12 protein-coding genes are annotated in these 11,799 nt (G+C 44.7%); 7 read left to right on the top strand and 5 right to left on the bottom strand.

Translation table 11 applies throughout. The features are described from left to right. Nucleotides 1-8: 8 nt before the first annotated feature. Nucleotides 9-182, bottom strand: a complete 174-nt coding sequence (locus tag B2746_RS19885) for a hypothetical protein (protein ID WP_290798039.1) — start codon at nucleotides 180-182, stop codon at nucleotides 9-11. 127 nt (nucleotides 183-309) lie between these two features. Here B2746_RS19885 and tatC point away from each other — a divergent pair, with 127 nt between their 5' ends. From tatC to B2746_RS19865, 4 genes are all read left to right on the top strand, one after another. After that, nucleotides 310-1,164, top strand: a complete 855-nt coding sequence (gene tatC / locus B2746_RS19880; RefSeq protein ID WP_290798036.1) for a twin-arginine translocase subunit TatC — start codon at nucleotides 310-312, stop codon at nucleotides 1,162-1,164. Between the two features lie 117 nt (nucleotides 1,165-1,281). Further along, nucleotides 1,282-1,734 carry a ribose 5-phosphate isomerase B gene (rpiB, locus tag B2746_RS19875; RefSeq protein ID WP_290798033.1) on the top strand — a complete coding sequence of 151 codons (453 nt, stop codon included), beginning with the start codon at nucleotides 1,282-1,284 and terminating at the stop codon, nucleotides 1,732-1,734. A gap of 1,141 nt (nucleotides 1,735-2,875) precedes the next feature. Next, nucleotides 2,876-4,408, top strand: coding sequence for a M28 family peptidase (locus tag B2746_RS19870; protein WP_290798030.1), 1,533 nt, complete (start codon nucleotides 2,876-2,878; stop codon nucleotides 4,406-4,408). 110 nt (nucleotides 4,409-4,518) lie between these two features. Next, the gene (locus B2746_RS19865; RefSeq protein WP_290798027.1) at nucleotides 4,519-4,917 is read left to right on the top strand and encodes a hypothetical protein; all 399 of its coding nucleotides are present in this window, start codon (nucleotides 4,519-4,521) and stop codon (nucleotides 4,915-4,917) included. 110 nt (nucleotides 4,918-5,027) lie between these two features. Here the strand turns inward: B2746_RS19865 and B2746_RS19860 are convergent, their stop codons facing one another. The 3 genes from B2746_RS19860 to B2746_RS19850 all read right to left on the bottom strand — a co-directional run bounded on the left by B2746_RS19860 (nucleotide 5,028) and on the right by B2746_RS19850 (nucleotide 7,055). Next, nucleotides 5,028-6,002, bottom strand: a complete 975-nt coding sequence (locus B2746_RS19860; protein ID WP_290798024.1) for a deoxyhypusine synthase family protein — start codon at nucleotides 6,000-6,002, stop codon at nucleotides 5,028-5,030. A gap of 100 nt (nucleotides 6,003-6,102) precedes the next feature. Next, on the bottom strand, nucleotides 6,103-6,552 hold the full coding sequence (locus B2746_RS19855) for a hypothetical protein (protein ID WP_290798022.1): 450 nt from the start codon (nucleotides 6,550-6,552) through the stop codon (nucleotides 6,103-6,105). A gap of 56 nt (nucleotides 6,553-6,608) precedes the next feature. Then, nucleotides 6,609-7,055, bottom strand: coding sequence for a hypothetical protein (locus B2746_RS19850; RefSeq protein WP_290798019.1), 447 nt, complete (start codon nucleotides 7,053-7,055; stop codon nucleotides 6,609-6,611). Nucleotides 7,056-7,328: 273 nt separating this feature from the next. On the opposite strand from B2746_RS19850, the gene B2746_RS19845 reads away from it, so the two are divergent. Next, nucleotides 7,329-7,934: an ACP phosphodiesterase gene (locus tag B2746_RS19845; protein WP_290798016.1), complete on the top strand. Its 606-nt coding sequence runs from the start codon at nucleotides 7,329-7,331 to the stop codon at nucleotides 7,932-7,934. On the opposite strand, the gene B2746_RS19840 is transcribed toward B2746_RS19845, so the two are convergent. Further along, nucleotides 7,912-9,207: an acetyl-CoA hydrolase/transferase family protein gene (locus tag B2746_RS19840; RefSeq protein WP_290798013.1), complete on the bottom strand. Its 1,296-nt coding sequence runs from the start codon at nucleotides 9,205-9,207 to the stop codon at nucleotides 7,912-7,914. The two genes, B2746_RS19845 and B2746_RS19840, sit on opposite strands and share 23 nt — an antisense overlap. Before the next feature lie 119 nt (nucleotides 9,208-9,326). On the opposite strand from B2746_RS19840, the gene B2746_RS19835 reads away from it, so the two are divergent. Next, nucleotides 9,327-9,911, top strand: a complete 585-nt coding sequence (locus B2746_RS19835) for a DUF2911 domain-containing protein (RefSeq protein ID WP_290798010.1) — start codon at nucleotides 9,327-9,329, stop codon at nucleotides 9,909-9,911. 10 nt (nucleotides 9,912-9,921) lie between these two features. Continuing rightward, nucleotides 9,922-11,787 carry an asparagine synthase (glutamine-hydrolyzing) gene (gene asnB / locus B2746_RS19830; protein WP_290798006.1) on the top strand — a complete coding sequence of 622 codons (1,866 nt, stop codon included), beginning with the start codon at nucleotides 9,922-9,924 and terminating at the stop codon, nucleotides 11,785-11,787. Nucleotides 11,788-11,799 lie beyond the last annotated feature (12 nt).

The following is an 11,799-nucleotide window of genomic DNA, read 5'->3' as shown; positions in this document are numbered from 1 at the left end:
AAAGAAACTTAGTAACGACGGGCATTGCGGGCATAACCGGGACGGTGCTGGATGGGTGATTCGCCTTTAAGCAAAACACAAACCAGGTACCGGAAGAAATGGAAAATCCGCAGGCTGTGGCTGTAACTATCCTTATTGATTTTAATGGAATGTGTACTGTAGTACATGGCTTTTCTGTCCATAGGTCAATTGGTTTGAGTGGTTTTATTTGAAAAAAACGAATATGTTCGGAATTTATTGCAGGGATTCCGGGAATAAGCACTTCCGCAGGCTTTTGATTCCTTAATTTAGCGGGCTCCTAACATTATTATGGCAAAAAGTATCTTTAAACGGGGATCAGGTTCGGCTAATGAAATGTCTTTTATAGACCACCTGGAAGCGCTCCGCTGGCATATCATGCGAGCTTTGCTGGCAATTCTGATCGGCGCCGTTGTTGTTTTCGTAAAAATGGATTTTTTCTTTGGAACAATTGTTATGGGTCCGGCTGATAAGGATTTTATAACGTATCGTGCCTTGTGCAAATTCAGCAACTGGGTTGGGCTGGGTGATGCTATGTGTATGGAAGAAATCAATCTGAAACTGATCAGTACGCAGATGAGCAGCCAGTTTATGATGAGTTTTACCATCGCTTTTGTTGGTGGGTTCATTATAGCCTTTCCTTATGTGTTTTGGGAATTCTGGAAGTTTATTCGTCCGGCTTTGACTGAAAAGGAAGTAAAACGGACCGGAGGAATGATTTTTTGGGTTTCCCTCCTATTCTTTACCGGGGTTGCGTTTGGTTATTTTCTTATTGCCCCCTATACGGTTAACTTCTTTGCGGCCTATACCCTTAGTCCGATGATTGCCAATACTTTTACAGTAGCAGATTATATCGATAATATTGTTTCGCTGGTAGTAGGAACGGGCGTTGTATTCCAGCTTCCGCTGGCGGTTTATTTCCTGGCCAAAATCGGGTTGGTTACGGCACAGTTTCTGCGCACCTATCGTAAATTTGCCGTGGTTATAATCCTGGTTTTGGCTGCAGTAATCACTCCTCCGGATGTACTGAGCCAATTGATTGTTACAGTGCCTCTCTGGTTCCTCTATGAAATCAGTATTGGAATTGCCGCCCGTGTAAATAAGAAGGATGAGTTTTTTGTGAAGCCAACGGATGAATGGAGTTAGGAGCAAGGGAAAGAGGAGAGGGGAAAAGGGGGAATAGGAGACAGGGGAGGAAAGGAGATGGAGACAGAGGACGAAGTAGCTTAATGCGATTTTTGAATTGAATAAAACCGAATTAGTATGACAGTATTCAATAAATCATTGCCGGTTGCAATTGGTTGCGATCATGCCGGATACGAGTATAAGGAAGCAATTAAAACCTACCTGGAAACTGCCGGTTTCACCGTTAAGGATTTTGGTACCACCAGTCCAAATTCGGTTGACTACCCTGATTTTGCACATCCCACTTCTTCCTTTGTGGCAGAAGGCAAAGCTGCATTTGGAATACTGTTATGCGGCTCCGCAAACGGAGTGGCGATTACGGCAAATAAACATCAACAGGTAAGGGCCGGATTGTGCTGGGATAATGAGGTAGCGAAACTGGTTCGCAGGCACAATGATTCCAACATCATCTGCCTGCCTGCACGTTTTATAGCACTTCCCTATGCCATTCAGATGATTGAAACCTTTTACACAACAGAATTTGAAGGCGGCCGTCACGGCAACCGGGTGAACAAAATAGCCTGCATGTAGCGCCTAATTACACGCAATTAATTTTCCAAAAAACCGTCGAAAACTCCCGTTTATCGACGGTTTTTGTTTGGGGGTCGAAATGATTTTCAATAGTACTATCTCTAGTACATCTTTGTATCAGCAAAAGGGAATAAGCCCGGAGCGAAAAACCGAATCGACCCCCTATTGAGATCTCTAAACCCAAACCGTAGAAGCAACAAATCCTGATCCTTTGAAAAAACACCCTTGATTTAGCAGAAAATTTTTCCCTGTTCTTATGAAAACCAAGTACCAGTAGATCTCTCGCAAACCGTCCATCCAATCCTACTGAAAGCAACCATTAGTTGATGTATCGTCTATCGTCTAAAAGAGTTTGTCCCGCTTGTCCAGCGGGACTTTTTTTATGGGGAAGGAGAAAAAATAACCCGTGGCAACCAGGGAAACATCAGCGTACTTGATAATTTGGCACTTCTGGTCTTTTCAAAATTTCAACCCGGTTTAAGTTTTGACCTGACCCTATCCACTACTTATCAATTGGGTATCCTAGTACAAGGCTGTTTTCTGAATGAATTAATCAATTGAAAATCAATCTTTTGTTACCCTGTTACGGATCAAATTGGGATACTTATTATAGTGCCTCATTTACTCCTATATGCTGTATCAGGGTTTTGCACCAGTCCATTTTATCAAATACAGGATGGATCGGGTTAAAACAATAATTGGTTCGCTGAATCGCCATGTGGAAAGGGGTTTAAGTTAGGGTAATCCTGGTATTAACATAGTGTCCTATAAGTGCTATCAACCGTTCATCCACCGTTTATCAACCGTTCATCTACCGTTCATGAACCGTATTAAAACGGTAGATGAACGGTAGATGAACGGTTAAACAACGGTTCAAGAACGGTAGATAGACTTATTATAGTACAAGGTTTACACTAGTTTAACTGCTGAACGAGTTAGCCTTGGAGGAAAAGGGTTGATTGCATCATTTCAAATAATTCGGTAGCTGCGCTGAATAAACCATTTAATCGGTTTCGAACAACCCCCCTTTGTCCTTTCCTTTCCTTTCTCCCTCCACCCTTCCCCCTCTTCCCTTCCTCCTCTTCCCCTTCCCCCTTTTCCCCTCTTTCCCTTAAATTGCCAATTCAACAGTTTAAGTACAATGAGAAAAATGCTATTAGTGCTGGGGTTGTTCCCGGCTGCCATGGGCTTTGCGCAAAAGAAAGCCAATCCGCAAAAATTTGCGGCAACCATTACGGAAGAGGATCTTCGAACCCATTTATTCATTATTGCCGGAGCGGAAATGGAAGGAAGAGAAACCGGCACGGAAGGCCAGCGGAAAGCAGCGGCTTATATTGAAGAGCAGTTTAAAAAACTCGGATTGATACCCGGTAATAACGGTGCCTATCAAATGAGTTTTCCGGTTTACAGAGATTCCATTATTGGTGCGGAGATGAAAGTGAATGGCACTGAGTTCAGGTTTTATGATGATTTTCAACCCAACCCAAGAGTTAGTCGAAGTGGCGATTATTATTTTTCCGAATTCGTATTTGCCGGACATGGCATAGTTGAAGGAAGCCGTGATGATTACAATGGTATCAATGTAAAAGGTAAAGCAGTTCTGCTGCTGGATGGAGCGCCTGCAGATTTCAAATCTGAGCAAAAAGGAATGATGGCCCCCTCCAGTATGTTTGGAAAATATCAGAAAGCTGTGGATAAGGGCGCTGCTGCCGTATTGATTGTTGCCAATGATTTCCCCCGGAAACCAAGTCCTTTTGCGGGCAACATGTATGTAAACCTGTATTCGGCTGAACAGAATGCTTCACTGTATAATATCTCTCAGAAAGTTGCAGCACAACTGTTGGGATCGGAATGGACAACGATTTCAGCCAGTGCAAAAAACAGTGCTGTTCCTGCAAAGGTGTACAAGGCGAACATGATGCTTCATATGAACAAAAAAGTGCAGTTCCTGGAAAGCACCAATGTGTTGGGATATGTGGAAGGGACGGATAAAAAAGACGAATGGCTGGTTGTTACTGCACACTACGATCATCTTGGCAAAAGAGGCGATGTAATTTATTATGGTGCAGACGACGACGGTTCCGGAACCGTTGGAGTTATCGAGATGGCAGAAGCCTTCGCGAAAGCAAAAGCAGCCGGTAATGGCCCGCGTAGAAATATTATGTTCATGGCTGTTAGCGGGGAAGAAAAAGGTCTTTGGGGATCTGCCTGGTATGGAGATAATCCGGCTGTTCCGTTGGAAAAAACAACAGCCAATTTAAATATTGATATGATTGGAAGGGTTGATACGGAACGCAAATCTGCCGATACCCTGAATTATGTATATGTGGTTGGCGATGACAAATTGAGTACGGAGCTGAAACCACTCAGTGAAGCAGCCAATAAGAAATATACCAAACTGGCGCTGGATTATAAGTTCAATGACCCGAATGACCGCAATCGGATCTATTTCCGCAGCGACCATTATAATTTCGCCCGTAAAGGGGTTCCTGTTATTTTCTATTATGATGGCATGTTGCAGGCGGATTACCATAAACCGACCGATACCCCCGATAAAATCAATTATACCCTGTTGAAAAAAAGAGCCCAGCTGGTATTTTACACTGCCTGGGAAATGGCCAATCGGGAGCAGATGATGAAGCGCGACCTGGAAATCCCGACCATGACCAGATAAATTATTCAGCGGTAAGCAAAAAATATTTTTATGGTGGTTTAAACCTGGCGAACAATAGGCGGTCAATATATACGTAATTAATATATAAAACCACCTTAGAAAACTTCACCATGAACACTAAAACCACCCTGAAAACAATTGCATTTGCAGCATTAGTGCTGGCATTTACCGGAATTTCTTCTGATGTTGCAGCTCAATCAACCCGCAAAAAACTGGATCGTGCGGAGGATGTGGCGGATCGCCGGGAGGATGTAGCTGACCGAAAGGAAAATGTACGTGATCGCAAAGAGAACCGACGCGATCGCAAGGAAGATCGCCGCGATAAGCGGGAAGATGTACGGGATGCCCGCCATGACGGGGGTGTACTCGACAAAGCAGAAGATGTGAGAGACAGAAAAGAAGATGTGAGAGATAAAAGAGAAGATGTAGCCGATCGGAAGGAAAATGTGCGCGACCGTAAAGAAAACCGTCGCGATCGCCGGGAAGATCGCAGAGACAAGAAGAATTAAAAAAACCGCTCGCTAATGCGAGCGGTTTTTTGGTGAAAGGTGAAAGGTGAGAGGTGAGAGGGATTCCCGAATTTCGGGGTGCCCACTTTTAACTTTCTACTTTTTATTTTTTACTTTCCCAAAATGTACGCGAAAATCAACGGCGCCACAATCGTAGCATCGCTTTCCACGATAAATTTAGGCGTATCGATACCCAGTTTGCCCCAGGTAATTTTTTCGTTTGGAACTGCACCTGAATAGGATCCATAAGAGGTGGTAGAATCGCTTACCTGACAGAAATAGGCCCAGAACGGCACATCATGCCATTCCAGATCCTGGTACATCATGGGTACCACACAGATGGGGAAATCACCGGCAATACCGCCACCCAACTGGAAGAAACCTACTCCTTTACCGGCAGAATTATTCCGATACCAGTCTGATAACCAAACCATGTATTCAATCCCGCTTTTCATGGTAGTGGCTTTCACTTCATTTTTGATAACGTAGGAAGCGAAAATATTACCCATGGTAGAATCTTCCCAGCCCGGAACAATAATCGGCAGGTTTTTTTCAGCAGCAGCAATCATCCAGCTGTCTTTGGGATCAATTTCATAATCGTCCTTCATCAAACCGCTGTTCAGCAATTTGTACATGAATTCATGCGGAAAATAACGTTCGCCGGCGGCATCGGCATCTTTCCAGATTTTGGCAATATGGTGCTGGATCTTACGGAAAGCTTCTTCTTCCGGAATACAGGTATCAGTTACCCGGTTCAGCCCCTGTTCCAGCAGATCCCATTCTTCCTGTGGGGTAAGATCGCGGTAATTGGGAATTCTTTTATAATGACTATGGGCCACCAGGTTCATAACATCTTCTTCCAGGTTGGCTCCGGTACAGGAAATAATCTGCACTTTATCCTGGCGGATCATTTCAGCCAGGGAAACACCCAGCTCTGCTGTACTCATCGCACCGGCCAGGGTAATCATCATTTTTCCTCCTTCCAGCAAATGTTGCTCATAACCTTTGGCAGCATCCACCAAAGCAGCCGCATTAAAGTGGCGATAATGGTGTTCGATGAATTGAGAAACGGGACCTTTACTCATGTTAACGTGGTTTTTGGATGCCAAAGGTAAAATAAAAAAGCCCCACCTTACGGGGTGGGGCTGACTTTCCAACAAAACCTCAGAGAAAAAACCGTCCTGTTTATTTTTTAGTTCTGGAGAATACTGACCAGCTGGAGCTGTTTTCACTTTTCAGTACAAGCTGCTGACCGGCATTTTCCAGTGTGATATAGTAGGTAGTTGTGCCCTCATTGGCAACCTCGAACAGAGTAGAGATCCAATAATCGGAATACTCTTCTTTTATCTCTGTCATTAAGGAAATCGGAAGTTGCGTAGAGAGGATGTTACGGTACACACCAACCAGGGTACCTTCATCATCGAGGTAGGCAAATAATACCTGACCATTTAAGTTGAACTGAACTTTGTTCAGGTTGTTTACGCGGCTCCAGCTTTCCTGCTGTGCGGATGCAAATGTTTTTTTGAAGCTTTTTTCTACACGCTCATCAACGTTGTTGCGATTTTTGCTGTTGTTTGCGAAAAGAGAACTGATGCTGAGTGTTACTACCAACAGAGTAGTCATGAACTTTTTCATTGCTTAAGGTTTAAATAAGTGAGTGATGCTAATAAGACGCTGAACGTCTTTTAAGGTTACAGTTTGTGTTTAATTTTTTTGAAAATGCTGAGGTTTCCGGAAGGAGAAGCAGATACAATCATGCTTGACTTCACACCATGTAAGGTTACATGATACGTGGTAGCTCCGTTCGCGTTGTGCTCAATTACATTTTTCATTACATGCTCAGGATATCTTTCCTGAATTGCTTTTGATACCATGATCGGCAAATTTGCTTTGTCGATATAACGTGCAGTTGCAACCAGAGCACCGTCTGCATCATAGAATGCACTCAACTCGGTATTACGATAGTTGAAGGTGGCCTGGAAAAGACCTGCATCATCGAGCGATTTCCATTGTACATTTTTTGCATCAGCAAACTCTGTACGGAAAGATTCCAATACCTTTCCGGTAATAGGATCAACATTTGCGAAACTGGCCAGACTTACAAAAGCTGTAGCGGCGATTAAGATGAACTTTTTCATAAAATGACATTTAAAGGTTTAATGATTAATGCTTGTTCGAATAGTTTGACGATGTAAAAGTAAAAAGGTTACAACCCCTGTCAAGCAAATAGTGAAGGATGGTCAGATAAAGTAAATATTTGATAAATACCTGAAAAGATTATGTCTTCCGGGTCCTGAAAAATCGGCTGAAACTCAAGCCAGACGGCCAGTTGAGAAAATTTGTTAAATAAAAAGTAAAATGCGGTTAATCCATGGTTAAATTAGAGAAGTGGAAACCACCTATTTTAAAAAATGAACTTTCTAGCACACGCCTATCTATCTTTTCGCCAGCCGGAACTGCTGTTGGGTAATCTTATCAGCGATTTTGTAAAGGGTAAAAAGAAATTCGATTACCCTTCGGCAATACTTAGGGGAATTGATTTACACAGAGCAATAGATAAGTTTACCGATGACCATCCGATAAATGCAAGGGCAAAACTGGTGTTTAAACCGGCAGTAGGATTGTATTCATCTGCTTTTCTGGATGTTGTGTACGATCATTTTTTGGCAACGGATGAACTCGCTTTTCCCGGAAACAGCCTGCATGATTTCAGTCAATGGGTGTACGGTTCGCTGGAAGGACAAGCGGCATTTTTCCCTGATCAGTTTGCACGTATGTTTCCTTATATGAAAGAACAAAACTGGTTACTGAATTATAAAGATCGATGGGGCATTGAACGCAGTATGGAGGGATTGGTTCGACGCGCTAAATTTATAGACGACTTTCAACCCGCATTTAAAGCATTTGAAACGGATTATCAATTACTTAAGGATTGTTTCCAGCGCTTTTTCCCGGAATTACTGTTATTCGTCAACGATGAATACCGGCGGCAACTTATTCGACCGGAAACACTTTAAACCGCTCATGAGCGGCTCTCTCCAGCATCTCCCGGTCATCCGGATGGGCAATATCAATCAGGGCTTTGGCACGTTGACGCAGGTTCTTACCATATAAATAGGCAATCCCAAATTCCGTAACCACATAGTGTATATGTCCGCGTGTGGTAACTACACCCGCACCGGTTTTCAGAAAGGGAACAACTCTTGAAATTCCTTTGGCTGTACGGGATGGCAGTGCTATAATCGGTTTACCACCCGCACTCAAGGCTGCTCCCCGCATAAAATCCATTTGTCCGCCTATGCCGGAATACTGAAAGGTTCCGATACTATCCGCACATACCTGTCCGGTTAAATCAATTTCCACTGCGCTGTTGATGGCAACCATTTTCGGATTCCTTCGGATCACCGAACTTTCATTTACATAATCAATATCAAGAAAAGCGAAAGCCGGATTATCATTCACGTAATCGTATAAACGCTTTGTGCCCAAGGCAAAACCTACTACTGATTTATTTGGATGTATAGCTTTGTACTTGTTATTGATCACATCATTTTCAACCAGATCAATAATGCCATCGCTAAACATTTCTGTATGTACACCGAGATCTTTATGATTACCCAAACAACGAAGCACTGCATCGGGGATTGCACCAATTCCCATTTGCAGGGTTGCGCGATCCTCAATCATACCTGCAATGTATTGACCGATTTGTTTTTCTGCCGCACCCAATCTTGATGAAAAATTTCCTTCGTGTAAGGGCGCTTCATGATAGACCATGGCATGAAAACGTTTTACATGGATCATACCATCACCATGTGTGCGGGGTACATTCGGATTAACCTGTGCAATTACATAGCGGGCTGTATTAACAGCAGAACGCGCAATATCAACCGATACACCAAGCGAACAGTAACCATGTGTATCCGGAACGGAAACATGAACGATGGCCACATCAATCGGCAATATGCCCTGTTTGAATAATTCCGGAATTTCACTGAGAAAAACCGGCACATAATCCGCTCTTCCCGCCTGAACTGCATCGCGGATACTGGCTGACACAAACAGCGAGTTGATATGAAAATGACCCTGGTATTCCGGCTTATCAACCACCATATCGCCATAGACTGTGATATTAACCAGCTCCACCTGTTGCAGGCGATCCTTTTGTTCTGCCAGTTTTGACATCATATAAGAAGGTGTTTGAGCACTACCCTGAACAAATACCCGGTTACCGGATTGTATTACGGACAAGGCTTCTTCAGCGGAAACATATTGGATCGGTGGACGCATGAAAATTGTTTTAGCAAAAATATAGGAGGAAATGCCCCTCTTTCCTGATTCCTGTCATAAAAACCAATGAACATTGTTGTAATGCTTCATTATTTTTGGGATTGTAAAGGAAGCAATGCATGACAAATCGATTTAATGTGCGCAAGACAGGATTTTTACTGGCAGTTTGCTGTTTGGTTCAATTTTCCCTGAATGCCCAATTCAAATTTCCTCCGGTAGATAAATCGCCACTCGACTATAGTTATTATCCGGTAAATTATCCGATTCTGCGGATTCAGGAAAAAGCCAACGAAGCGCTGATGGTTCGGGTAGCTTATAGCCGTCCGCAGAAAAATGGCCGGAAAGTTTTTGGCGAACTGGTTGAATACGGCAGCATCTGGAGACTGGGTGCGAATGAAGCCACTGAAATTGAATTGTACCGCGATGCAAAAATTGGCGCTACCCGCGTGAAAAAAGGCCGTTATACGATGTATGCCATTCCTACTACCGAGAAATGGACTATTATATTGAACAAGGAAACCGATACCTGGGGTGCCTTTCTGTACGATCCGAAAAAAGATGTTGCCCGAACCGATGTTCCTGTTCAACATAATCCCGATGCATTGGAATCCTTCAGTATGTATTTTGAAAAAACCAATGGTAGTGTGAGTCTGTTTATTGGATGGGATACTGAAATGGTGCGCGTTCCCATCAGCTTTTTCTGATCTTTATACCATGTGTGGAATTGCCGGAATTATAACGGAAGTTGCCGCTTCTGATGCGGACAGGCAATTTCATGCTATTAATTTGATGGCGGAAGCGCTGGCCCATCGAGGGCCGGATGGGGCGGGTTTTTGGGAAGATGATTCTGCCCGTGTTTTTTTTGGTCATCGCCGTTTATCGGTGATTGATCTATCTCCTGGTGCCGCACAGCCGATGCACTATGCCGGCCGTTTTACCATCCTTTACAACGGGGAAATCTATAATTATAAAGAACTACGCACAGATTTGTTGCATCGGGGATATACATTCCAGACGGAATCTGATACGGAAGTGATTCTTGCCGCTTACCAGGAATTTGGTGCGGACTGTGTGAAGCAGCTGGATGGCATGTTTGCCTTTGCCATCTGGGATGCTGTTCAGTCTGAGCTTTTTCTCGCACGTGACCGGATGGGTGAGAAACCCCTGTTTTTCTGCTGGCAGGGGGGGCGGCTTCTGTTTGCATCTGAAATGAAAGCATTCTGGGCGGTTGGGGTGCCGAAAGAGCCGGATCCGCACCAGCTCCTGCTCTATCTTGGTGCTGGTGTAACAGGTATCCCGCTCCGCGCAGAACAAAGTTTTTACTCCGGAATTTTTCAGCTTCCACCTGCTCATACGGCCCTCTACTCCTATGTCTCCGGTGTTTGGGGCGAACTGATCCTCTCCCGCTATTGGGATCTCACCCGACCGGTGCCACCCGACCGGTGCCACCCGACCGGTGACCATCTGCCGCGGTGGATGGGGGAGTTTGAGGACCTGCTGAAAGCGTCGGTAAGGAAGCGGCTACGATCGGATGTGCCGGTGGGCTCATCGTTAAGCGGCGGGGTAGACAGCTCCTCCATTGCAGCGATGGTGAAAGAGTTGGGAGTGGGTAAGTGGACCGGCTTCTCGGCAGTGTTTCCGGGATTTGAGCGCGATGAATCGGCACTAATTGGAGAGCTTGCGAGCAGGCTGAACATACAGTCGCAAACCTGTACCCCAACAGCAGCTGACCTGCTGAAAGATCTTGACAGGTTACTATTCCATCAGGAAATGCCGGTTGAATCGGCGAGTGCCCTGGTGCAATATAAAGTAATGCAACTGGCAGCAGAACAGGGGGTAACCGTACTGCTCGACGGTCAGGGGGCAGATGAATTACTGGGGGGATATCCCTCCTATATTCATTGGTTCCTGCAGGAAAAATGGCGCTCCGGTCCGCGGGCAGCTTTTTTAAAAGAGCGAACAGCTTTTACCGAACATGGCTGGAAAGAAGGCTGGGGCTGGCGAAACCGCCTGGCTGCCTGGTTTCCACAGGCCGCGCAGGAACAGCTTATAAAAAAACAGGCTGCATCGGTGCGGCGAATTCCCTATGTTAATCAGGAATACGTTTCGGCTGCTTTACGAACAGAAGACCTGTTCAAACCCTTCGTTACATCGCTGAATGATATTCTTTATTTTGATCTGACCATGGGCAGATTACCGGAATTATTACGCTATGCCGATCGTAACAGCATGGCATTCGGTCGGGAAATCCGGCTGCCTTATCTTGATCCGGCTTTGATGGAATTTGTTTTTAGTTTACCTGCCGAATTCAAAATGCGGGATGGATATACCAAATGGATACTGCGGCAGTCGATGAATAATCGCCTTCCTGCCTCGATTGCCTGGCAGAAGAAGAAAATCGGGTATGAGCCTCCGCAGACAGATTGGATGAAAGCACCCGGCGTGCAGGAATTCGTACTGCAATCCCGACAGGAATTGGTTGATAAGGGAATCTTGCAAAAGCGCTATCTTGATCGCCCTTATACCGGCACAGCAGCCGACTGGCGGGTGCTCGTATTGGGGAGATTAATCGCACAATAAAATTTGTTTTCC

It is taken from the genome of Flavihumibacter sp. UBA7668 (assembly GCF_002483205.1).
Taxonomy (GTDB): domain Bacteria; phylum Bacteroidota; class Bacteroidia; order Chitinophagales; family Chitinophagaceae; genus Flavihumibacter.
This window is presented reverse-complemented; position numbering and strand designations above follow the sequence as displayed.